Genomic DNA, 21,310 nt, shown 5'->3' with positions numbered 1-21,310 from the left:
TGGGTGATCGTCAGGCGCGGAGGGCTTCGACCGCCCGCGCGAGGGCCTGCGGCACGTCCGGTACGAGCGTGTGCGCCCCGTCGCGTACGACATGCCGGCCGCCCACGACCGTGTGCCGCACGTCGGCCGCGCCCGCCGCGAAGACGGCCGTCTCGGCGCCCAGTCGGGGCAGTGGCCCGGCCGTCCTGACCGAGTCCAGCGCGATCGTCGTCAGGTCGGCGAGCGCGCCGGTCTCGATCGTGCCGGCCTCGTCCCAGCCGAGGGCGGCGTGGCCGTCGGCGGTGGCGGCCCGCAGCAGGGCGGCGGCCGTCCAGTGGCCGCGGGTGCGGGTGCGCAGCCGCTCGTTCAGCTCCATCGCGCGCGCCTCTTCGAGCAGGTCGATGACGGCGTGGCTGTCGGAGCCGAGGGAGAGCGGGGAGCCGGCCCGCTGGAGGGCGACGGCCGGGCCGATGCCGTCGGCCAGGTCTCGTTCGGTGGTGGGGCACATGCAGGTGCCGGTGCCCGAGCCGCCGAGCAGGGCGATGTCCTCGTCGGTGAGGTGGGTGTTGTGCACCCCGGTGGTGCGCGGCCCGAGCACGCCGTGGTCGGCGAGCAGCCGGGTGGGGGTGCGGCCGTGCGCGGCGAGGCAGGCGTCGTTCTCGGCGGTCTGCTCCGACAGGTGCACGTGCAGCGGGGCCCGCCGCTCCTGCGCCCAGCCCGCCACGGTCGCCAACTGGGCGGCGGGCACGGCCCGTACGGAGTGGATCGCCGCCCCGATCCGTGCGTGATCCCGCTCCTTGAGAACTGCACAGCGTGTCGCCCAGGCCTCCGCGCTGCCGTCGGAGAATCGCAGCTGGTGGGTGTTCGGGGCCTCGCCGAAGCCGGAGGAGAGGTAACAGGTGTCGAGGAGGGTGATGCGGATGCCGGCCTCGGCGGCGGCCGCGATCAGCGCCTCGCCCATGGCGTTGGGGTCGGCGTAGGGGGTGCCGCCGGGGGCGTGGTGCACGTAGTGGAACTCGCCGACACAGGTGATGCCGGCCAGAGCCATCTCGGCGTACACCGCGCGCGCCAGGGCGTGGTAGGTCTCCGGGGTCAGGTGGTCGGCGACGGAGTACATCACCTCGCGCCAGGTCCAGAAGGTGCCGGAGCCGATCTGGACCGTGCCGCGCAGCGCCCGGTGGAAGGCGTGGCTGTGGGCGTTGGCGAGCCCCGGCAGGGTCAGCCCGCGCAGCACCTCGGCGCCGGGCGGCGGGGCGGGCGTCCCGGTGCGGACGGCGCTGATCCGCCCGTCCGCGACCTCGACGGTCACCCCCGGCTCGACGGTCGTGCCGAGCCAGGCGTGCTCCAACCAGTAGGTTCCCTGGGTCACCTGCAGGCCAGCCCTTCCAGTACGTCGGCGAGTGCGTGCACCCCGGCCACGCAGTCGTCCTCGGCCGCGGACTCGGCCGGGGAGTGCGAGACACCGGTGGGGTTGCGCACGAACAGCATGGCGGTCGGAATGCTCCCGGACAGGATCCCGGCGTCGTGTCCCGCGCCGGTGCCGAGGACGGGCACCGTCAGGCCGGTGTCCTTGCCGAGGATGCGGGCGAGTTCGTCCCGCAGGGCGTGGTCGAACTCCACGACGGGGGTGAAGGACTCCCGGACGACGTCGAGGTCGATGCCGTGGGCGTCGGCGTACTCCCGGGCCGCCTTCTCGATGCCGCCCACCACCGTGTCCAGGGTGTCCTGGTCGGCGGCGCGGGAGTCGAGCCAGCCGCGCACGAGGGACGGGATCGCGTTGACCCCGTTGGGCTCGACGGAGATCTTGCCGAAGGTGGCGACGGCACCGGCGAGTTCGGCCTCGCGGCGGGCGGCGACCACCGTCTCGGCGTACGACAGCATCGGGTCGCGGCGGTCCACGAGCCGGGTGGTGCCGGCGTGGTTGGCCTCGCCCCGGAAGTCGAACCGCCAGCGGCCGTGCGGCCAGATGGCGCTGGCGACGCCGACCCGGTCCCCGGACAGGTCCAGCGCGCGGCCCTGTTCGACGTGCAGCTCCACGAAGGCGCCGATCCGGGCCAGCCGCTCGGGGTCGGGCCCGATGGCCTCGGGGTCGTAGCCGGCCGCCTCCATGGCGCGCGGCAGGCTGATCCCGTCCCCGTCGGTGAGGCGGTGCGCCTGCTCGACGGTCAGCTGCCCGGCGGTGAGCCGGGATCCGACACAGGCGAGCCCGAACCGGGCCCCCTCCTCGTCCCCGAAGTTGACGATGGCGAGGGGCTTGGTGAACTCCGCTCCCCGCGCGCGCAGTTCGTCCAGCGCGGCGAGGGAGGACACCACGCCGAGGGGCCCGTCGAAGGCCCCGCCGTCCGGCACGGAGTCGAGGTGGGAGCCCGTGACGACGGCGTCCCCGGCGGCGGGGTCGCCGAGCCAGGCCCACTGGTTCCCGTTCCGGTCGACCTCGTAGGCCAGCCCCCGGTCCTCGGCCTGCTGCCGGAACCAGGCGCGGCAGTCGGCGTCGGCCCCGGTCCAGGCGTAGCGCCGGTAACCGCGCGACTCGGGGTGCCGCCCGATGGGGAGCAGCTCCGCCCACATCTCGTGGAAGGAGCTGCCCCCGCCGGGCTGCGGCTCCTGGGCCTGGGTCACGCCTCGTCACCCTCACGCATCGGCACCCGGACCCCCCGCTCGCCCGCGACGGACTCCGCGATGTCGTAGCCCGCGTCCACGTGTCGGATGACGCCCATCCCGGGGTCGTTGGTGAGGACGCGCCGGATCTTCTCGCCGCCCAGCTTCGTGCCGTCGGCCACCGTCACCTGACCGGCGTGGATCGACCGCCCCATGCCGACCCCGCCACCGTGGTGGATGGACACCCAGGACGCGCCGGAAGCCACGTTGACCATCGCGTTCAGCAGCGGCCAGTCGGCGATCGCGTCGGACCCGTCGAGCATGGCCTCGGTCTCGCGGTACGGGGAGGCGACGGATCCGCAGTCCAGGTGGTCCCGGCCGATGGCCAGGGGCGCGGCCAGCTCGCCGCTCGCCACCATGTCGTTGAAGCGCTCGCCGGCCTTGTCGCGCTCGCCGTAGCCGAGCCAGCAGATGCGCGCGGGCAGGCCCTGGAAGTGGACCCGCTCGCCGGCCAGCTTGATCCAGCGGGCCAGGGACTCGTTCTCGGGGAACAGCTCCAGGATCGCCTTGTCGGTCTTGGCGATGTCAGCCGGGTCGCCGGACAGGGCCGCCCAGCGGAAGGGGCCCTTGCCCTCGCAGAAGAGGGGGCGGATGTAGGCGGGGACGAAGCCGGGGAAGGCGAACGCGCGGCCGTAGCCGGCCAGCTGGGCCTCGCCGCGGATGGAGTTGCCGTAGTCGAAGACCTCGGCGCCGGCGTCCATGAAGCCGACCATGGCCTCCACGTGCTTCGCCATGGACTCACGCGCGCGGGTGGTGAAGCCGGCCGGGTCCTTCGCCGCCTCGGAGGCCATGTCCTCGAAGGCCACGCCCACCGGCAGGTAGGACAGCGGGTCGTGGGCGGAGGTCTGGTCGGTGACGATGTCGATGGGGGCGTTCATCGCGAGGAGCTGCGGGACCAGTTCGGCCGCGTTGCCGAGGACGCCGATGGACAGCGGGCGCCGGGCGTCCCGGGCCTCGGTGGCCAGCTGGAGGGCGTGGTCGAGGGAGTCGGCCCGGACGTCGAGGTAGCGGTGCTCGATGCGGCGCTCGATGGCGCGCGGGTCGCAGTCGATGCAGATCGCGACGCCGTCGTTCATGGTCACGGCCAGCGGCTGGGCACCGCCCATGCCGCCGAGGCCGGCGGTGAGGGTGATGGTCCCGGCGAGGGTGCCGCCGAACTTCTTCGCGGCGACGGCGGCGAAGGTCTCGTAGGTGCCCTGGAGGATGCCCTGGGTGCCGATGTAGATCCAGGAACCGGCGGTCATCTGGCCGTACATGGTCAGGCCGAGGGCCTCCAGGCGGCGGAACTCCTCCCAGTTGGCCCAGTCGCCGACGAGGTTGGAGTTGGCGATGAGGACGCGCGGGGCCCACTCGTGGGTCTGCATGACGCCGACCGGGCGGCCGGACTGGACCAGCATGGTCTCGTCCTGCTTGAGGGTCCTCAGGGTGCGGACCATGGCGTCGAAGGAGCGCCAGTCACGGGCGGCCTTGCCGGTGCCGCCGTAGACGACGAGCTTGTCGGGGTGCTCGGCGACCTCGGGGTCGAGGTTGTTCTGCAGCATCCGCAGGGCGGCTTCCTGCTGCCATCCCAGAGCGCTCAGTTCCGTGCCGCGCGGTGCTCGTACGGGGCGGGGTCCCGACATCGTCAGCCTCCTCCTGTGCCTACGTCTATTCACATCCTGTCTTCCTGAATAGAGCTAGTCAATACGCGGGAGGGCCGCGTCCGCGTACGGCGGGTGTTTGGCTGGAAGCACCGGTAGCCGAGACAGGACGGGGAGATCCATGGCGGACATCGACGGCCGGGCCCGGGAGCGGGCGGAGCGGCGGGACCAGGCGGTGCGTGCGGCCGTCGAGCAGGGCCTGCTGGGACCGGACGCGGCCGTGGCGGGCCTGCTGGACGTCACCGGGATCCGGGAGTCGGCGGCGGCGCTGCGAGCGGCGTTCGACGCCGTGACGGCGCCCGGCACCCCGGTGCTGCACGCCTTCGCGGTGAAGGCGACCCCGCTGGTGCCGGTGGTGCGGCTGCTGCACGAGGCGGGCATCGGCGCCGAGGTGGCCAGCCCCGGCGAGCTGGCGCTGGCCCGGGCCGCCGGGGTGCCGCCCGCCCGGACGGTGCTGGACTCGCCGGCGAAGACCCCGGCGGAGCTGCGCGAGGCGCTGGCCCTGGGCGTCGCGGTGAACGCCGACAACCCGCAGGAGCTGGACCGGCTCGACGCCCTCGTGCGCTCCGCCCCCGCCCGGTCCCCGCTCGGGCTCCGCGTCAACCCGCAGATCGGCGCCGGCACCATCGGGGCGACCTCCACGGCGACGCGGACCTCGAAGTTCGGGGTGGCCCTGCGGGACGAGGGGGCGCGCGAGTGGGTCGTACGGGCGTACGCGGAGCGGCCGTGGCTGACCCGGCTGCACGCGCACACCGGCTCGCAGGGCATCCCGCTGCCGCTGCTGGCGCGGGGCGTGGCGGAGGTGTACGCGCTCGCCGAGGAGATCAACGCGGCCGTGGGGCGGCGGCAGGTGGACACGATCGACATCGGCGGCGGGCTGCCGGTGGACGTCGCGTCGGAGGCGGCCGAGCCCACGTACGCCGCGTACGCGCGGGAGCTGGCCGGCCGGGTGCCGGGGCTGTTCGACGGGCGGTACGGGCTGGTGACCGAGTTCGGGCGGTCGCTGCTGGCCAGGCACGGGACGGTGGTGGCCCGGGTGGAGTACGCCAAGAGCGCGGGCGGCCGGCGGATCGCGGTGACCCACGCGGGCGTGCAGGTGGCGGCGCGGACGGTGTACGTGCCGGGGACGTGGCCGCTGCGGATCGCCGCGTACGACGCCGGGGGGCGGCCGAAGACGGGGCCGGAGGTGGTGCAGGACGTGGCCGGACCGGCCTGCTTCTCGGGCGACCTGCTCGCCGAGGGGCGCGCGCTGCCGCTGCTGGAGCAGGGCGACTACGCGGCGGCGCTGGACACGGGCGCGTACGGCTTCGCCCACCACTACGCCTACAACTCCCTGGCCCGGCCGGGCATCTACGGCTATGTGCCGGACGGCGCCGGGGGCGCGGCCTTCGCGGTCGTGCGGGAGCCGCAGACGCTCGCGGAGGTGGTGGCCGAATCCGGAGGGGCGCACGCGTCCGCGCTCACCACCCTCCGCGCTCCCGGGAGCCGTTGACAGACCCCGGTCACCACTCGAACAAATGGTTCAACCGCCTTGGCACCCACGTCAGTTGACCCACACTAGTACGCCGGACGCATGTTCCACCGGAAAATGCCAAAGGCCTCACCCCTCGCGTCTACGTTGCGTAGTGTCGGCGTCACTCAACCGGAGTCCCAGGCGGGAGGGGAGCCACGGTGCCCGGAATCGACGAGTGCCTACTGGAAGCGATGCGGCTGCCCGGTGCCCGGGGGGCCGCGCTGGTGGACTGGACGAGCGGACTGGCGCTCGGCACGGTCGGGGAGGCGCCCGGCGGCGACCACGAGACGACCGCCGCCGAGGCCGCCGAACTGGCCCGGATGGCCGCCGAGCACGGCACCTTCGCGGCGGCCGGCGACGACCTGCCACCCGTGGAGGACGTGATCATCAGCAACGGGGACAGCTACCACCTGCTGCGCTTCGTGGACACGTCCTTCGACAGCAGCGTGTTCCTGCACCTGTGGCTCGGCCGCGAGGAGGGCAACCTCGCGCTCGCCCGGATCCGGCTCGGCGAGATGGCCGCACGGCTGGTGCTGGGATGACCGTGATCAGCGCCCCGCAGCCGGCCCTGCCCGTGCGGGACAAGGCGGCCACCCGCGCCCTGTCCCCGATGCTGACCCGGCTCGCCGAGGAGCGGGCCACCGGCGTCCTGGTGCGCGAACACGGCGTCCTGCACCTCGCCGAGGGCCGGGTGGTGCACGCCGAGAGCCCCCTCGCCCCCGGTCTCGACGTGCTCCTCACGGCCCACGGCACGCTCGCGGGCGCCGCCTGGCAGCAGGCCGCGGCCCGGACCCCGGGCCCGCTGCACGCGGCCGAACTCCTGCTGCGCTCCGGGGTGCTGCCCACGGGCGCGCTGGAGCTGTGCCACCTGGACGCGCTGTACGACGCCGGGTACTTCGCGCTGGCCCCGAGCAGCACCCCCGGGCGGTTCCGGTACGACCACGCGCCCCACCTCGGCCCGCTGCCCTCGGTCCCCGTGGTCGCGCTGGAACGCGAGACGCTGCGCCGCCGGCTGCTGCTGCACCGGCTGTGGTCCGACCCGGCCGCCGACAGCGCCCCGCTGATCCGCGCGGACCCGGCCGCCGGCCGCGCCCCGGGCGCACCGGTCACCCCCCGGCAGCGGGCCGTCCTGGACCGGGTGGACGGCGTCCGCACGGCCGCCGACATCGCCCGGAACCTGGGCCGGCAGGCGTTCCACACGCTGGTCGACGTACGCCGGCTCACGGCGGCCGGGCAGATCGCACCCGCGTCCACGGCACCCGCCCCGCCGCCGCTCCCGCCCTACCAGGTCACCACCGACCCCGACATCGCGCTGCTGAAGAGGCTCAGGGATGCACTGGAGGCGCTTTGAACGGCACCGCCCCGCCGAGAGGAGAGACCTGATGGTGGCCGAAGAGGACCTGCGCACCGTCGTGGAGGAGCTGCGCCGGCTGCGTACCCGGGTGCCGCAGCTCACCGGCGCCCTCGCGGCCGGCGTCGACGGCCTCGTCGTCGCCCACGACACCCCCGGCGTCGACCCGGACGGCCTGGCCGCGCTCACCGCGGCCGCGCTCGGCGTCGCCGTGCGGGTCGCCGACGCCACCGGGCACGGCGGCTTCCGGGAGCTGCTGGTGCGCGGCGAGCGCGGCTACATCGCCACCTACGCGGCCGGCCGCACCGCCGTCCTGACCCTGCTCGCCCAGGACCGGGTCAACGTCGGCCGCTTGCACCTGGAGGGCCGCCGGGCCGGCGCCCGCATCGGAGAGCTGCTGGACGCCGCCGAGGCCCTACGCCCGCTGCCCAGGACCACCCCCGTACGTACCCGCACCCCCCGCGCGCCCCGCACCACGGCCGCCGAGGCACGCACCGCAACCGACAGCTGAAAGGGACCACCATGGCCAACACCGAGACCGCACTGAAGGAAGCCCTCACCTCCATCGAGGGCGCCACCGGCGTCGCGCTCGTCGACTACACCAGCGGGATGGCGCTGGGCACGATGGGCGGCAGCAAGAGCTTCGACCTGAACGTGGCCGCCGCCGGCAACACCGACGTGATCCGCGCCAAGATGCGCACGATGGAGATGCTCGGCCTCAAGGCCGGCATCGAGGACATCCTGATCACCCTGTCCGACCAGTACCACCTGATCCGTCTGCTCAGCAGCCGGGGCGGCAACGGTCTGTTCCTGTACCTGGTCCTCGACGCCAGCCGGGCCAACCTGGCGATGGCCCGGCACCAGCTGAAGCGGATCGAGGAGGACCTGGAGGTCTGACAGCGGATCAGACCAGTGCGGCGGTACGGCGGCGGGCCCCGCCCGGGGCCGCGTCGCCGGCCGCGACGCCGGTACCGCGCAGGCCCTTCACGGCCTTGCCCGCCGGGCGTCCGCCGCGCCGGTCGAGCCAGTCGACGCGCACCCACAGCAGCGTCTCCCGCGCCCGCTCCAGCCGCCCGAGCCAGGCGGCCTTCAGCCGCAGCCCGGTGCCGAGCCCGGCCAGCAGCATGCCGCCGGCCGCGGGCACCGCGAAGGCGGAGCCGAGCGCGAGCGCCCCGCCCAGCAGCAGCCACCAGCGGTGGCCCCGGCGCCAGACGCGCACGGTCACCGCCCGGTCCTGCAGGACGTCGTACTTGCCCGCGCGGGCCGCCCCGCGGGCGAGGGCGGTGTACCGGCCCCGCCGCACGAGTGCCACGACGGCCGCGCCGACCAGGAACAGCACGGCCCCGGCCAGCGCGCCGATCCGGCGCCCGGTCACTCCCTCCGGCACGGTCCCGATGCCCCCGGCGACCACGCCGAGCCACCACAGCGGGGCGGCGCCCGCCCGTACGACGACGGCCACCCGGGCCAGCCCCTGTCCTCCGCGCGCCACGTCGGCCTCCCGTGTCACGTGTCCACAGCGCATGTGTCTCGCAGGGACGCTAATAGCAGAACGTGAGACGAACATGAGAGCGGCGGGGCCCGGTCACTCCACGAACAGACCGCGAGCCGCCGCCTTCGTGTCGAACTCCTCCAGCCGGGCCTGGGCGTCCGGCAGGTCGTCGCAGAGGGCCTCCAGCAGCACCCGGCCGAGCAGCATCGGCGCGCACGCGGTGTCGAAGGCGAGCCCGGTGCCGACGGCGGCGGGCAGCAGCAGGTCGGAGTGCTTGGCGACCGGCGCGAACGCCGAGTCGGCGACCGTGACGACGGTCAGTCCGGCGTCCTTGGCGTAGGCGAGGGTGTCCACGACCTCGCGGGGGTGCCGGGGCAGCGCGAAGCACAGCAGGGCGGTGGCGCCGGCGCGGACGGCGGCGTCGACGCGGTCGTGGATCATCGTGCCGCCCTCGTTGAGCAGCCGGACGTCCGGGTGGACCTTGGCGGCGAAGTAGGCGAAGCCGTAGGCCTGGGAGGCGGCGGCGCGCAGTCCGAGCACCGGCAGCGGGCGGGAGGCGGCGAGGATCCGGCCGGCCTGCTGCACCGGGCGCGGGTCGGCGAGCAGCTCGGCCAGGTGCTTGAGGTTCTCGATCTCGGCCTCGACGGCCTGCTGGTACTCGTTGTAGGCGGAGGCCTCGGCGGCCGGTTCGGCCGGGACGACCTCGCGCAGGTGCCGGCGCAGGGCGGGGTAGCCGTCGAAGCCGAGGGCGACCGCGAACCGGGTCACCGAAGGCTGGCTGACCCCGGCCAGTTCGGCCAGCTCCACGCTGGACAGGAAGGGCACGTCGGCGGCCCGGCGCACCATGCTGTGCGCGATGCGGCGCTGGGTCGGCGTGAGCCGGTGGCCCTCGAAGAGCGCCTGCAATCGGTTGGCAGGGCTGTCGGTCCCGCTCATCACGTAACTCCCCCTCCGGATTCCTCGACGCCCCGGGAGAGTACAGCGCCGGGGCATGGACGAACACGGGCCGCCTATTCATGCAGTATGTCGCTGCATACCGTTATACAGCCCGGGGTGGGGGGACCGCATGACCACGGCGCCCGGAGCCGGGACGCCCTCGCCCTCGCGCGCGGCGACGCGGTGGCCGGTCCGGCCCCGGACCGGGGGGTTGGCCCCAGTGCGGCGCAGCCGGCCGCTGCCTAGGCTGACCGACATGACCACACGCGAGCCGCGGGACGCCGCCCTCCGGGCGGACCCCGACCTCGGCAAGGACCTCGACGCGACCGTGCGGGCCCGCCGGGAACTGGGCGACGACTACGACACGGCGCTGGTGGAGTCCTTCCTGGAGAAGGTCGGACAGCGGATCGACGACACGGTGGACCGCCGGGTGCGGCGGCAGCTGGCCGAGCAGCAGCTGGAGACGGCACGCGAGACCCGGCGGCCGAGGCCGGCCGACTCCTGGGGCGAGCGCTACGGCTTCGCCCTGATCACGCTGGTCCTGGCGATCCCGCTGTCCTCGATCGCCGGCGCCTTCGCCGGGCTGTCCGGGATGGTGGTCACCTGGCTCGGCGTCGTCGGCGTCAACGCGGTGCAGGCCGTACGGCTGCACCCGGAGCTGCTCGCCGGCCGGGGCGGCGGCGACCGCTCGCCCCGGGACGGGTGACCGGCCCCCCGGGGCGTCAGGCCTGCCGGGTCGGCAGCACCATGATCTGGCGCAGGTTGACGTGCCGGGGGCGGCTGGTGACGTAGGCGACGACGTCCGCGACGTCCGCCGCCGCCAGGGCGCCGATCACCTCGAACATGCCGTCCAGCTGCCCGGACAGCTCCGCGCTGTCGACGTGCGTCTTCAGTTCGGTCTCCGTCAGCCCCGGCTCGATGTTGGTGACCCGGACGTCCTGCGGCCCGAACTCGGTGCGCAGGGACTGCGAGAGGTAGGTGACGGCGGCCTTCGTGGCGCCGTAGACCGCGTAGTTCGGGAAGGGGATGTGGGCGCCGATCGAGGAGATGTTCACCAGGTCCGCGGTGCGGCCCTCGCCGGCGGCGACCACCAGGCCGGCGCCGAAGGCGCGGATGACCCGCAGCACGCCCGTGACGTTGGTGTCGAGCATCCGCTGCCACTCGTCGAGCCGGCCCTCCAGGATCGGGTTGGGCAGCATGACACCGGCGTTGTTGACGACGAGGTCGACGGCGCCGAACGCCTCGTGGACCCGGTCCCGGGCCGCCTCGACGGACGCGTCGTCGGTGACGTCCGCGGTCACGGCGAGCGCCTCGCCGCCCTCGGCCCGGATCTTCTCCACCAGCGCGTCGAGCCGGTCCGCGCGCCGGGCGAGCAGCGCCACCCGGGCGCCCCCGGCGGCCAGGTGCAGGGCGACGGCCTCGCCGATCCCGCTGGCGGCTCCGGTCACGACGGCGGTACGGCCGGAGAGGTTCGCGTACGACATGGGTGTTCCCCCTGATGGTTCGCGCCGGGGCGGTTCCCCGGCGGCCGGCACCACTCTCGCCGCGTCCGGCGGCCGTACCCAGGGATACGGTTTTCCTGGGTCTGCCAGTACCAGGATGGGGGCCGCGCCCCTCGCCTACGATCGGCGCATGAACGGGGACTGGACCGAAGCAGAGGTGGGCGACTTCCTGCGCTCGCGCCGCGCCCGCATCCGGCCGGAGGAGGTCGGGCTGCCCGCGCACGGGCGGCGCCGGGTGCCGGGGCTGCGCCGCGAGGAGGTGGCCCAGCTCGCCGGCGTCAGCGTCGACTACTACATCCGGCTGGAACAGGGCCGGGGCGCGAGCGTCAGCGACGCCGTCCTGGACTCCGTCGCGCGGGTGCTGCGGCTGGACGAGACCGAGCAGGCGTACCTGCGTACGGTGGCCCGTCCCCGCCGGCAGCGCAGACAGCCGGCCGGCACGTCCCGGGTCCGCCCCGGGGTGCAGCTCCTCCTGGACGCCATGGAGCACAGCCCGGCGTTCGTGCTGGGCCGCCGCATGGACGTCCTGGCCTGGAACGCGCTCGGCGACGCGGTGTACGGCTTCAGCCGGCTGGCCCCGGGCGAGCGGAACGTGGCCCGGCAGGTCTTCCTGGACCCGGCCGGCCGGGAGCTGTACCCGGAGTGGTCCGCGGTCGCCGCCCAGACGGTGGCCCACCTGCGGGTGAGCGCGGGCCGGTACGCCGCCGACCCCGAGCTGTGCGCCCTGGTCGGCGAACTCTCCGTCAGGAGCGAGGACTTCCGCCGGCTGTGGGCGGACCACGAGGTCAGGGAGTGCGCGTACGGCGTGAAGAAGGTACGGCACCCGGTCGCGGGCCTGCTGACCCTGCCGTACGAGACCATGACGACCCCGACGGACCCGGAGCAGACGATCGTGGCGTACACCCCGGAACCCGGCTCGGAGACGGCGGAGCGCCTGGCGCTGCTGGGGAGTTGGGCCACCGTCTGAGGCCGGTGCCGGCCGGAGGGGGTTTGCGCGGGGACCGCCGCACCCCCGTTGCCGGGGGGCGGGACGACGGCGGTCCCCGCGAGGGACGCGGGCCGGGTCAGGCCGGGCCCCCGCGTCCGTGGCGTCCATGGAGGTCCGGGAGCCGCTCCGGAGGTCCTTGGCGCCGTTCGGTGCCGGCCCGGGAGGAGAGCCCCTCCCTGCCGACACCCACTACTGTGCCGGACGCGTGTTAAGCAGGTGCTGCGTACACGTGACACGCTCGTACCACTTGCGCGAACCCCGCCCGCACCCCAAGTCCCCCGAGGTCGCGGGCGGTTCACCGGCCGTTCGCTACTTGTTGCCGCCCTTGGCCAGGAAGGCCAGCAGGTCCTGCCGGCTGACCACACCGGTCGGCTTGCCCTCGACCAGCACGATCGCCGCGTCGGCCGAGCCGAGCACGGACATCAGGTCGCCGACCGGCTCGCCGGAGCCGACCTGGGGCAGCGGGGCGGACATGTGCTTCTCCAGCGGGTCCTCCAGCGAGGCCCGCTTGCTGAACAGGGCGTCCAGCAGCTCCCGTTCCACCACGGACCCGACGACCTCGGCGGCCATGACGTCGGGGTGGCCGGCGCCCGGCTTGACGACGGGCATCTGCGAGACGCCGTACTCGCGCAGCACCTCGATGGCCTCGCCGACGGTCTCCTCCGGGTGCATGTGCACCAGGGACGGGATGGCACCGGCCGCCTTGTCGTTCAGGACGTCGCCGACGCGGGCGCTGGGGCCCTCGTCCTCCAGGAAGCCGTAGTCGGCCATCCACTCGTCGTTGAAGATCTTGCTGAGGTAGCCGCGGCCGCTGTCGGGCAGCAGCACGACCACGACGTCGTCCGGGCCGAGCCGCGAGGCGACCTCCAGCGCGGCCACGACGGCCATGCCGCAGGAGCCGCCCACCAGCAGGCCCTCCTCCTTGGCCAGTCGGCGGGTCATCTGGAAGGAGTCCTTGTCGGAGACGGCGACGATCTCGTCCGCGACACCGCGGTCGTAGGCGGTCGGCCAGAAGTCCTCACCGACGCCCTCGACCAGGTACGGCCGCCCGGAGCCGCCGGAGTACACCGAGCCCTCGGGGTCGGCGCCGATGACCTTCACCTTCCCCTGGCTGGCCTCCTTCAGGTAGCGGCCGGTGCCGGAGATGGTGCCGCCGGTGCCGACGCCCGCCACGAAGTGGGTGATCTTCCCCTCGGTCTGCTCCCACAGCTCGGGGCCGGTCGAGTGATAGTGCGACAGGGGGTTGTTGGGGTTGGAGTACTGGTCGGGCTTCCAGGCGCCCGGGGTCTCCCGGACCAGCCGGTCGGAGACGTTGTAGTACGAGTCCGGGTGCTCCGGCGCGACGGCGGTCGGGCACACGACCACCTCGGCGCCGTAGGCCCGCAGCACGTTGATCTTGTCGGTGCTCACCTTGTCGGGGCACACGAAGATGCACTTGTAGCCCTTCTGCTGGGCCACGATGGCAAGCCCCACACCGGTGTTGCCGCTGGTCGGCTCGACGATCGTGCCGCCCGGCTTCAGCTCCCCGCTCTCCTCGGCGGCCTCGATCATGCGCAGGGCGATGCGGTCCTTCACGGAGCCGCCCGGGTTGAAGTACTCCACCTTGGCCAGGACGGTCGCCTGGATGCCCTTGGTCACGTTGTTGAGCCGCACCAGCGGGGTGTTGCCGACGAGGCTGATCATCGAGTCGTGGTATCGCACCGTTGTCTCCGGTCGCTGCAAAAAGAACTGTTCGTAGTGGTGTCGCCAGCCTAAGGCCAGCGGTGTGGCGAGCGCGGTCGTTCACAGGGCGTTGAGATTGACGCACGGTCCGTACGGGGCAAGGAGTGGGTGTACGGCTACGAGGAGGTGTCGGCGACGCATGACGAGCATGTCGAGGGCACGGGTGGCCCGGCGTATCGCGGCCGGGGCGGCTTACGGCGGCGGCGGGGTCGGACTGGCCGGCGCGGCCGTGGTCGGTCTGGTGCTGGCGGAGCTGCGGCTGGCGCGGCGCCATGTGGGCAACGGCAGCAGCGGCCGGGTGCCGGTGGCCGACGGCGTGTACGGCCACGCGTACGACATCCCCGGCGAACCACCCCTCCGCCTGACCATGCTCGGCGACTCCACGGCGGCGGGGCAGGGTGTGCACCGGGCGGGCCAGACCCCGGGCGCGCTGCTGGCCTCCGGGCTGGCGGCGGTGGCGGAGCGGCCGGTGGAACTGCGGAACGTGGCGTCGCCCGGGGCCCGGTCCGACGACCTGGACCGGCAGGTGGCCCTGGTGCTGTCGTCCCCGTCCCCCGTCCCGGACATCTGCGTGATCATGATCGGCGCGAACGACGTGACCCACCGGATGCCGCCGACCCGCTCGGTACGGCACCTGGCGGCGGCGGTACGCCGGCTGCGCACGGCCGGCGCGGAGGTGGTGGTCGGCACCTGTCCCGACCTGGGCACGATCGAACCGGTGCAGCAGCCGCTGCGCTGGCTGGCCCGGCGGACGTCCCGGCAGCTGGCGGCGGCCCAGACGATCGGGGTGGTGGAGCAGGGCGGGCGCACGGTGTCGCTGGGCGACCTGCTCGGTCCCGAGTTCGAGGCCAACCCGCGGGAGCTGTTCGGGCCGGACAACTACCACCCCTCGGCGGAGGGGTACGCGACGGCGGCGATGGCGGTGCTGCCGACGGTGTGCGCGGCGCTGGGCCTGTGGCCGGCCGAGGAGGAGCGGCCGGACGTGTCGCGCCGCGAGGGTTTCCTGCCGGTCGCCCGGGCGGCGGCCGAGGCCGCGTCGGAGGCCGGTACCGAGGTGACGGCGGCGATGCCCACCGGTCCGCGGGGTCCCTGGGCGCTGCTGAAGCGGCGGCGCCGGCGGCGGGTCCCCGAGGCCGAGCCGGCGACCCCGTCGCTCTGACCGGCTCCCCCTACAGCCAAGCAAGCGCTTAGAAAGTGCGGTCAGTGTCACACCCCGACACCGATGACCTCTCAAGTACGGCCGGGTAACTTCCCAACCGGCCCTGCCCAACCCCCTTCCACTGGAGCCGTGATGCCCGAAGCCGTCATCGTCTCGACCGCCCGCTCTCCCATCGGCCGCGCGAACAAGGGCTCCCTGAAGGACCTGCGCCCCGACGACCTGGCCGCCACGATCGTCCAGGCGGCGCTCGCCAAGATCCCCGAGCTGGACCCGCGGGACATCGACGACCTGATGCTCGGCTGCGGCCTCCCCGGCGGCGAGCAGGGTCACAACCTCGGCCGGATCGTCGCCGTGCAGATGGGCATGGACCACCTGCCGGGCTGCACGGTCACCCGCTACTGCTCCTCCTCCCTGCAGACCTCCCGCATGGCGCTGCACGCCATCAAGGCCGGCGAGGGCGACGTCTTCATCTCGGCCGGTGTCGAGATGGTCTCCAGCTACCGCAACGGCACCTCCGACATGCCGGGCACCTACAACCCGCTGTTCGCCGAGGCGCAGGCCCGCACCGAGGCCGTCGCCCAGCAGGAGGGCACGACCTGGCACGACCCGCGCGAGGACGGCCTGCTGCCCGACCCGTACATCGCGATGGGCCAGACCGCGGAGAACCTGGCCCGCGTCAAGGGCATCACCCGCCAGGAGATGGACGAGTTCGGCGTCCGTTCGCAGAACCTCGCCGAGGAAGCCATCAAGAACGGCTTCTGGGAGCGCGAGATCGCCCCGGTGACGCTGCCCGACGGCACGGTGGTCAGCAAGGACGACGGCCCGCGCGCCGGGGTCACCCTGGAGGCCGTCGAGGGCCTGAAGCCGGTGTTCCGCCCGGACGGGCTGGTCACGGCCGGCAACTGCTGCCCGCTCAACGACGGTGCCGCCGCGGTCGTCATCATGTCCGACACCAAGGCGCGCGAGCTGGGCCTGACCCCGCTCGCCCGGATCGTGTCCACCGGTGTCTCCGGTCTCTCCCCGGAGATCATGGGCCTCGGCCCGGTCGAGGCGAGCAAGCAGGCCCTCCAGCGCGCCGGCCTCACCATCGGCGACATCGACCTGGTCGAGATCAACGAGGCCTTCGCCGCCCAGGTGATCCCCTCGTACCAGGAGCTGGGCATCGACCTCGACAGGCTGAACGTCAACGGCGGCGCCATCGCCGTCGGCCACCCCTTCGGCATGACGGGCGCCCGCATCACCGGCACCCTGATCAACTCGCTGCAGTGGCACGACAAGCAGTTCGGCCTGGAGACGATGTGCGTCGGCGGCGGCCAGGGCATGGCGATGGTCATCGAGCGCCTCAGCTGACCCACCGCCCGTAGCGAATCGGCCACTTTACGTGGCAGAAGGGCCCAGAACCGAGGAAACGCCAAGGTTCTGGGCCTTTCCGTGATCCAATCTCCCCCAGGATGTGACCTATCTCGCTCGCCCGGCACATCGGTGCAGGTCAGCGCGGGTCAGCATGGCGCACGACGAAACCACGAAGCCAAAGTCCTGTCCGTTTCGTGACGTTACGCACTGACAGCTGGTTAGTCCGCCCTTCAAGCTGATGTAGGAAGGCGGGGGTCGACCTTGAACCGGGAGTATGTCAGTGAGCGCCATGCCGATCGCCCTGCTGCTCACCACGGCAGCCACCGGCGCCGTGGGCGTCGCCGTCCTGCGCACCGTCCTGAAGCTGCGCAGGCAGCTGACGGAGCTCCAGCGGCAGCTCGCGGAGAACCAGGCCGCGACCGCGCACGTCCCCCTGCCGGGCGCCCGCACCAGCGCCGACGCCGACCGGATACGCGCGGCCGTGGCCGAGGCGCTCGCCGAGGAGCGGGAGCGGGAGCTGGCCGAGGCGCGCGCCTTCTGGGCGGCGCAGGAGGCGCGTGACGCCTCCGACGCGCCCACGCTGTTCGGTCTGCCCGAGGCCGACGTGTTCCTGCCCCGGCAGGCGGACTTCGCCGGTCTGGAGCCGCTGGAGCCGGTGTCCGAGCCGGGCGGCGACACCGACGAGTTCGCCGGGGAGTCCCCCGAACTCGCCGCGGCCCGCCGCCGGCACCCCTCGCACCCCGACTTCGTCCCGGTGCAGTCGCCGGCCGTGAACGACCACGAGCGCACGGTGACCGCGCTGGAGGAGCTGGCCGCCGGGCGCGTCGAACTCTCCGACGTCCGCCCCGGCCCGCTGGGCACCCTCGACGTCTACGTCTTCGCCGACGGCACCACCCTGTGCATGACCCCGGGCCACCGAGAGACGGCGGAACGCCTGGCGGCGGCCCTGGAGTCCGGCGAGGCCCCGTACCTGCTGGGCGGCTCGGGCATCTCCGGCGCCTACACGCTGACGTTCGCGTGCGGCGAGGAGACCGTGTACATCCTGGCCGACCGGGTGATCGCGTCCCTCTGAGGGCGGTCTCAGACCCCCGCCCTCGCGCGCGCCTCCTCCACCAGCCGCACGGCCTCGGCGACCTGATCGTCGCTCTGCAGCACGACCTCCAGGTCGTGCGCGGCGACGAGGATCTGGTCGGCGGCGGCGAACATCCCCGCGTCCGGCATCACCCGGGGCTCGGCCCCGGGCGACTCCACCCGCTGTGCCCACGCGGACAACTCCCGGGCCAGCGCCAGCGCCTCCGCGGCAGCGCTCCGTTGCAGCCGGCTCTGCGGTGCCGCCCGCAACCGGTCGGCGAAGTGATCCACTGCTTGGGCCAAGGGCGTCGTATCAACCACGCGCCGAGCGTAACGTGCCGCACTGTTGCCAATACGCGAACGCTCAGGCACGGTGACCTGAAGGACCGGCTTACATCCCCTTTGTGTTCGGAGGCGCCGATGTCCCACGTCTTCTCCGAGGAGACCCACCGCAATCTGCTCGCCCGCATCCCCCACTGCACCGGTCGTGAAGTCTCCGACTGGCTGCGCACCGTCGAAGAAGGCCCGTCCCTGTTCCGCTTCGAGGAGAAGGTCAGCTGGCTCCGGCACGAGTACGACCTCGCGTACGGCCACGCGAAGGCGATCGTGCACGAGTACGACCTGAGGAGGGCGGCGCGCAAGCTGCTCTGAACGGCACAGGGCCCCGGGCGGATCGCCCGGGGCCCTGCCGGTGACCGGCGGACGCGCTAGTCGTTGCTGCTGAAGATGGCGACCAGCCGCAGCATCTCAACGTAGATCCACACCAGGGTCATGGTGAGACCGAACGCGGCGAGCCAGGACTCGTTGCGCGGGGCGCCGTAGGCGATGCCGTCCTCGATCTGCTTGAAGTCGAGGGTCAGGAAGAACGCGCCGAGCAGGATCGCGATGATGCCGACGAGCGCGCCGAGCGGCCCGAAGCTGCGCAGGCCGCCGTCCTCGGCGACGCCGAAGGCGACCAGCAGCAGGTTGATCGCCATGACCACCATGAAGGCGATCGCGATGGCGATGCCGATGCGGGCGTAGCGCGCGGTGACGCGGATCCAGCCGGCCTTGTAGACCAGCAGGGTGGCGCCGGAGACCGCCATGGTGCCGAGCACCGCCTGGAAGGGCGCGCCGCTCCACCGGCTGTTGAACATCTCGCTGAAGACGCCGAGGAAGACACCCTCGAACGCCGCGTACCCCAGGATCAGCGCGGGCGACGGGGTGCGCTTGAAGCTCTGGACCATCGCCAGGACGAACGCGACCAGCGCGGCACCGATGGCCAGGCCGTAGCTGGTGCCCGAGACCGGCAGCAGCGCCCAGGCGAGGACGGCGCCGACGGCGACCGTGCCGAGCGTGAGGGCCGAGCGGACGACGACGTCGTCCATGGTCATCCGGTCGGTGGTGACCGGGGCCTGGGGCGGGGCGCCGTACGGGGCGTCCGTCTGCGCGTAGGGGTTCTGCGCGTACGGGTTCTGCGCGTAGGGGTTGCCCTGTGCGTACCCGGCCTGCGGTGCGGTGTTGAAGCCGGCGTAGCCGTTGTCGCGGCTGAACCCCCGTCGCGAGAAGACCGGGTTGCTGCTCCTCATTTCACTCCTCCATGGCTGCCGAGTGCAGCCTTGGCCTCAAGGGTAATGGATTGGCAAAGGATCGACGTGATACTTGAGGAGGATCTTTCCCCTGCCGTGCTGCGCAACACGCTACGCGGACGACTGATTCCCGGCCACGGACGGACGGCCGACCGTGCGGGGCCATCACCCGGAAGTCGGTCACCCCCATGCGCTCCGACATGCCACCAGCCGTCGCCCGTCTCGAACCGCCGCTCCAGCTCGTCCCGGATCTCCTCGTCGCCCCACCGCCCGGCCTCCGTTCCGGGGGGCACCTGGAGGTAGAGCCGGGAGACGGACGGCGAGCCAGGCGTAGGGGACGACCGCTCGGACACCCGGGAGATCCCGGCCGGGAAGGCTTGCGAGCCCCCGGAACCCGTCGCAGCCGACGGCGTAGTCGCACTCAGCACGTCCTCGCGCCCCTGGTGCCGGAAGGGGATCCGCACCCGGTCGCCCTCCACCCCCTCGGGTGAACGCGGGGAAGTCGACGCGGTGCCGGCGCCGGCCGAACCGCAGCTCGATCCCGTCGTGCCGCAGTCCCTCCCGGTCCATCCGCTCCCCGGCCCCGACGGCGCGCAGCGCGTCGGCCGTCCCCTGCTCCAGGATCCCGGCCCGCTGCCGCCGCTCGGCGTACCCCCGGTCGCGGCTCTCCAGGACGACCGCCTCTACCCCGCCCCGATGCAGCAACCGCGCCAGCAGCAACCGGCCGCCGAGTGAACGTTCCTTCGCCGGCTCGGGCGTGAGTCTTCCGACCGCATGGAGCCGAGTGCCAACGGTCGTGCGGTGATTCGGTGCTCTGAGGGGGGTGACGCCGATGGCGGAAGGTGCCCGGAGCCGGACTTGAACCTGACCCGGAACGCCCTCTGACCTGCGGCGATGCTGTGACCTCGTCGAATGCTCCCGCACTTTCACACATCCCCCCGCATCTCCACGCCTTGTGACGGTCTGGTGCGCCAACTGGCGCACGCTCTGGCGCACCCTCACGCGGCCTGCTAGGACGGGCGAGTCGGCGCGCAACGGGACCGCTCGCGTCTCAGCCATTCACCGAACAATCTTGGCCGGTTGCACACCGCGGGCGCATCCAGGCGATGGAGGTCGCCGAATAAACGGTGGGCCCGGCATTAGGTCTGCCGGGCCCACCTCCGCGAGTCCGGCGCCTCGCTGCGGAGCAAGGGGTGCCGGACTCGCTTAGCGACTCGTGGACCTGCCTGCGGAGCAAGGGCCAGAGCCGCCCCACCGCGCACGGGGCACGGCGAGTTCATTCCCAAAGCCAACCATTTTCGTGGACAACTATCTTGCACACAAAGGTCCGGTTACCGGGAGGGGTTGAGGACACCCGCCCGTGTTCCCCAGCATCCCAGAGCCATGCGACCGTGCATCTGTTCGCTCATGCAGCCTTCTGGTTGACGAACCCAAGGGACGTCAGACCCTCGGCCGTGCACAGCCGGTCGGAGGCGCCGCCGACCTCGGTCTGGAGCAACTGGTAGTCGGCGCCGTGCTCTTGGCCCCAGCGCATGGCCGCCCGCCACAGCGCCCGCCCGTAGCCGACGCCCCGGTACTGCGGCAGGACGCCGAAGTACTGCGGCAGCAGCCTCTCGCGCCCTACCGCGTCGGTCATCGTCTCCATCGGGCCGATGGCGCCGGCCACCGCCCCCTCGTCGAGGACGCACAGCACCGGACCCACGGCCCTGTCGACCATCTGCTCGTGAAGGAACGCGAAGCCGTCGGCCGCCATCAGGTCCGCGAAGACGCCGAACCGCTCGGGCTCGTCGAGCTGGTCGTACTCCACCACCTGGACGCCGGGGGCCTCGCCGGGGCCGCCGGTGAACTCCTTGAGCTGGACCCGCGTCCCGACGCCACGGGCGTACGCCTCGGGCTGGTCGGGGCCGAGGAACCACACCACGCGGGCCTGCCTCGCGCCGTGGACGGCGGCGAGCTTGCGGGCCAGGTCGGAGCCGGCCGACAGGCTGTCCGGAGCCGACCCGTACACGTGGACCTTGACTACGCCCCCGGCCCGCTCGGCGAGCGTCGGGATCAGGGTCAGGTGCCGGTCGTGCTCGATGGCGTCGGCCATGACGTGTTCGGTTTTCCTCTCGAACCATCGCTGGTCCTTGTCGTAGGGCAGGAAGCGGTCGGTGCCCGCGGTCTCGACGACCGCCTCGAAGAGGTCGGGCAGCGGGTCGTCCTGGCGGACGGGGCCGAGGGTCGGCACGTACGGCACGGGCATCACGGGTGCGATCAGGTCCCAGGAGAAGCGCATGACCGCACGCTACTCACGTCGACCAGACGCCGCAGGCCCCGCCCCCAACAATCAAGGGGGCGCGGCCGGACGAACGCAACAAGCACAACACAAGTGAATACTG

The 21,310-nt window shown here is 73.0% G+C and carries 21 protein-coding genes and 1 pseudogene; 11 read left to right on the top strand and 11 right to left on the bottom strand.

Annotation, left to right across the window (positions count from 1 at the left end):
- Positions 1-10: 10 nt before the first annotated feature.
- From ABZ923_RS15440 to hutU, 3 genes are read right to left on the bottom strand one after another with little or no spacing between them, the layout of a single operon-like run.
- A complete protein-coding gene (locus tag ABZ923_RS15440) occupies positions 11-1,348 on the bottom strand; it encodes a formimidoylglutamate deiminase (RefSeq protein ID WP_361471155.1) in 1,338 nt (445 codons plus the stop codon).
- Positions 1,345-2,547: an allantoate amidohydrolase gene (locus tag ABZ923_RS15435; RefSeq protein WP_361471239.1), complete on the bottom strand. Its 1,203-nt coding sequence runs from the start codon at positions 2,545-2,547 to the stop codon at positions 1,345-1,347. Before ABZ923_RS15435 ends, ABZ923_RS15440 begins: the two co-directional genes overlap by 4 nt.
- A gap of 47 nt (positions 2,548-2,594) precedes the next feature.
- Complete coding sequence (gene hutU / locus ABZ923_RS15430) at positions 2,595-4,259, bottom strand: urocanate hydratase (RefSeq protein ID WP_361471153.1); 1,665 nt, start codon at positions 4,257-4,259, stop codon at positions 2,595-2,597.
- Between the two features lie 139 nt (positions 4,260-4,398).
- Here hutU and ABZ923_RS15425 point away from each other — a divergent pair, with 139 nt between their 5' ends.
- From ABZ923_RS15425 to ABZ923_RS15405, 5 genes are all read left to right on the top strand, one after another.
- Complete coding sequence (locus ABZ923_RS15425) at positions 4,399-5,769, top strand: diaminopimelate decarboxylase (RefSeq protein ID WP_361471151.1); 1,371 nt, start codon at positions 4,399-4,401, stop codon at positions 5,767-5,769.
- Positions 5,770-5,948: 179 nt separating this feature from the next.
- Entirely contained in the window at positions 5,949-6,332 is a 384-nt protein-coding gene (locus ABZ923_RS15420; RefSeq protein ID WP_361471149.1) for a hypothetical protein, read from the top strand.
- On the top strand, positions 6,329-7,141 hold the full coding sequence (locus tag ABZ923_RS15415; RefSeq protein ID WP_361471148.1) for a transcriptional regulator: 813 nt from the start codon (positions 6,329-6,331) through the stop codon (positions 7,139-7,141). The genes ABZ923_RS15420 and ABZ923_RS15415 overlap by 4 nt, the downstream gene beginning before the upstream one ends.
- A 31-nt stretch (positions 7,142-7,172) precedes the next feature.
- Positions 7,173-7,652 (top strand): roadblock/LC7 domain-containing protein, encoded by a 480-nt coding sequence (locus ABZ923_RS15410; protein ID WP_361471147.1) that lies wholly within the window; start codon positions 7,173-7,175, stop codon positions 7,650-7,652.
- Positions 7,653-7,663: 11 nt separating this feature from the next.
- Positions 7,664-8,038: a hypothetical protein gene (locus ABZ923_RS15405; protein WP_361471145.1), complete on the top strand. Its 375-nt coding sequence runs from the start codon at positions 7,664-7,666 to the stop codon at positions 8,036-8,038.
- Positions 8,039-8,045: 7 nt separating this feature from the next.
- On the opposite strand, the gene ABZ923_RS15400 is transcribed toward ABZ923_RS15405, so the two are convergent.
- Positions 8,046-8,600 carry a hypothetical protein gene (locus ABZ923_RS15400; protein WP_361471238.1) on the bottom strand — a complete coding sequence of 185 codons (555 nt, stop codon included), beginning with the start codon at positions 8,598-8,600 and terminating at the stop codon, positions 8,046-8,048.
- A gap of 123 nt (positions 8,601-8,723) precedes the next feature.
- Complete coding sequence (locus ABZ923_RS15395; RefSeq protein WP_361471143.1) at positions 8,724-9,566, bottom strand: MurR/RpiR family transcriptional regulator; 843 nt, start codon at positions 9,564-9,566, stop codon at positions 8,724-8,726.
- A 256-nt stretch (positions 9,567-9,822) separates the two neighbouring features.
- On the opposite strand from ABZ923_RS15395, the gene ABZ923_RS15390 reads away from it, so the two are divergent.
- Entirely contained in the window at positions 9,823-10,272 is a 450-nt protein-coding gene (locus tag ABZ923_RS15390) for a hypothetical protein (protein ID WP_361471141.1), read from the top strand.
- A gap of 16 nt (positions 10,273-10,288) precedes the next feature.
- Here the strand turns inward: ABZ923_RS15390 and ABZ923_RS15385 are convergent, their stop codons facing one another.
- The gene (locus tag ABZ923_RS15385; protein WP_361471140.1) at positions 10,289-11,050 is read right to left on the bottom strand and encodes an SDR family oxidoreductase; all 762 of its coding nucleotides are present in this window, start codon (positions 11,048-11,050) and stop codon (positions 10,289-10,291) included.
- Positions 11,051-11,198: 148 nt separating this feature from the next.
- On the opposite strand from ABZ923_RS15385, the gene ABZ923_RS15380 reads away from it, so the two are divergent.
- Entirely contained in the window at positions 11,199-12,035 is an 837-nt protein-coding gene (locus ABZ923_RS15380; protein WP_361471138.1) for a helix-turn-helix transcriptional regulator, read from the top strand.
- A gap of 330 nt (positions 12,036-12,365) precedes the next feature.
- Here ABZ923_RS15380 and ABZ923_RS15375 read toward each other — a convergent pair whose 3' ends face one another.
- Positions 12,366-13,757 (bottom strand): cystathionine beta-synthase, encoded by a 1,392-nt coding sequence (locus ABZ923_RS15375; RefSeq protein ID WP_361471137.1) that lies wholly within the window; start codon positions 13,755-13,757, stop codon positions 12,366-12,368.
- 160 nt (positions 13,758-13,917) lie between these two features.
- Here ABZ923_RS15375 and ABZ923_RS15370 point away from each other — a divergent pair, with 160 nt between their 5' ends.
- The 3 genes from ABZ923_RS15370 (at position 13,918) to ABZ923_RS15360 (ending at position 17,362) form a co-directional block, all read left to right on the top strand.
- Complete coding sequence (locus ABZ923_RS15370; protein ID WP_361471135.1) at positions 13,918-14,937, top strand: SGNH/GDSL hydrolase family protein; 1,020 nt, start codon at positions 13,918-13,920, stop codon at positions 14,935-14,937.
- A 132-nt stretch (positions 14,938-15,069) separates the two neighbouring features.
- Positions 15,070-16,287, top strand: coding sequence for an acetyl-CoA C-acetyltransferase (locus ABZ923_RS15365; RefSeq protein WP_361471133.1), 1,218 nt, complete (start codon positions 15,070-15,072; stop codon positions 16,285-16,287).
- Between the two features lie 292 nt (positions 16,288-16,579).
- Positions 16,580-17,362 carry a hypothetical protein gene (locus ABZ923_RS15360; RefSeq protein WP_361471237.1) on the top strand — a complete coding sequence of 261 codons (783 nt, stop codon included), beginning with the start codon at positions 16,580-16,582 and terminating at the stop codon, positions 17,360-17,362.
- An 8-nt stretch (positions 17,363-17,370) separates the two neighbouring features.
- Here ABZ923_RS15360 and ABZ923_RS15355 read toward each other — a convergent pair whose 3' ends face one another.
- Positions 17,371-17,682, bottom strand: coding sequence for a hypothetical protein (locus tag ABZ923_RS15355; protein ID WP_361471131.1), 312 nt, complete (start codon positions 17,680-17,682; stop codon positions 17,371-17,373).
- Positions 17,683-17,781: 99 nt separating this feature from the next.
- Between ABZ923_RS15355 and ABZ923_RS15350 the strand changes: the two genes are divergently transcribed.
- Positions 17,782-18,012: a DUF4287 domain-containing protein gene (locus ABZ923_RS15350; protein ID WP_361471129.1), complete on the top strand. Its 231-nt coding sequence runs from the start codon at positions 17,782-17,784 to the stop codon at positions 18,010-18,012.
- A gap of 56 nt (positions 18,013-18,068) precedes the next feature.
- On the opposite strand, the gene ABZ923_RS15345 is transcribed toward ABZ923_RS15350, so the two are convergent.
- The 3 genes and pseudogenes from ABZ923_RS15345 to ABZ923_RS15335 form a co-directional block, all read right to left on the bottom strand.
- A complete protein-coding gene (locus ABZ923_RS15345; protein ID WP_361471127.1) occupies positions 18,069-18,929 on the bottom strand; it encodes a Bax inhibitor-1/YccA family protein in 861 nt (286 codons plus the stop codon).
- Positions 18,930-19,135: 206 nt separating this feature from the next.
- Positions 19,136-19,649: pseudogene (locus ABZ923_RS15340) on the bottom strand (FAD-dependent monooxygenase); the annotation flags it as partial.
- Between the two features lie 685 nt (positions 19,650-20,334).
- Complete coding sequence (locus ABZ923_RS15335; RefSeq protein ID WP_361471125.1) at positions 20,335-21,207, bottom strand: GNAT family N-acetyltransferase; 873 nt, start codon at positions 21,205-21,207, stop codon at positions 20,335-20,337.
- Positions 21,208-21,310: the final 103 nt, after the last annotated feature.

Source organism: Streptomyces sp. NPDC046881 (genome assembly GCF_040645015.1).
In the GTDB taxonomy this organism is placed as follows: Bacteria; Actinomycetota; Actinomycetes; order Streptomycetales; family Streptomycetaceae; genus Streptomyces.
Note: the sequence above shows the minus strand (reverse complement) of the source record. Positions and strands in the feature narration are given on the sequence as shown.

Coding starts and splice junctions, on each gene's coding strand:
- ABZ923_RS15435 (WP_361471239.1), bottom strand. CDS start 2,547: ATGTGGGCGGAGCTGCTCCCCATCGGGCGGCACCCCGAGTCGCGCGGT.
- hutU (WP_361471153.1), bottom strand. CDS start 4,259: ATGTCGGGACCCCGCCCCGTACGAGCACCGCGCGGCACGGAACTGAGC.
- ABZ923_RS15425 (WP_361471151.1), top strand. CDS start 4,399: ATGGCGGACATCGACGGCCGGGCCCGGGAGCGGGCGGAGCGGCGGGAC.
- ABZ923_RS15415 (WP_361471148.1), top strand. CDS start 6,329: ATGACCGTGATCAGCGCCCCGCAGCCGGCCCTGCCCGTGCGGGACAAG.
- ABZ923_RS15410 (WP_361471147.1), top strand. CDS start 7,173: ATGGTGGCCGAAGAGGACCTGCGCACCGTCGTGGAGGAGCTGCGCCGG.
- ABZ923_RS15405 (WP_361471145.1), top strand. CDS start 7,664: ATGGCCAACACCGAGACCGCACTGAAGGAAGCCCTCACCTCCATCGAG.
- ABZ923_RS15395 (WP_361471143.1), bottom strand. CDS start 9,566: ATGAGCGGGACCGACAGCCCTGCCAACCGATTGCAGGCGCTCTTCGAG.
- ABZ923_RS15390 (WP_361471141.1), top strand. CDS start 9,823: ATGACCACACGCGAGCCGCGGGACGCCGCCCTCCGGGCGGACCCCGAC.
- ABZ923_RS15385 (WP_361471140.1), bottom strand. CDS start 11,050: ATGTCGTACGCGAACCTCTCCGGCCGTACCGCCGTCGTGACCGGAGCC.
- ABZ923_RS15380 (WP_361471138.1), top strand. CDS start 11,199: ATGAACGGGGACTGGACCGAAGCAGAGGTGGGCGACTTCCTGCGCTCG.
- ABZ923_RS15370 (WP_361471135.1), top strand. CDS start 13,918: ATGACGAGCATGTCGAGGGCACGGGTGGCCCGGCGTATCGCGGCCGGG.
- ABZ923_RS15365 (WP_361471133.1), top strand. CDS start 15,070: ATGCCCGAAGCCGTCATCGTCTCGACCGCCCGCTCTCCCATCGGCCGC.
- ABZ923_RS15360 (WP_361471237.1), top strand. CDS start 16,580: ATGCCGATCGCCCTGCTGCTCACCACGGCAGCCACCGGCGCCGTGGGC.
- ABZ923_RS15350 (WP_361471129.1), top strand. CDS start 17,782: ATGTCCCACGTCTTCTCCGAGGAGACCCACCGCAATCTGCTCGCCCGC.
- ABZ923_RS15345 (WP_361471127.1), bottom strand. CDS start 18,929: ATGAGGAGCAGCAACCCGGTCTTCTCGCGACGGGGGTTCAGCCGCGAC.
- ABZ923_RS15335 (WP_361471125.1), bottom strand. CDS start 21,207: ATGCGCTTCTCCTGGGACCTGATCGCACCCGTGATGCCCGTGCCGTAC.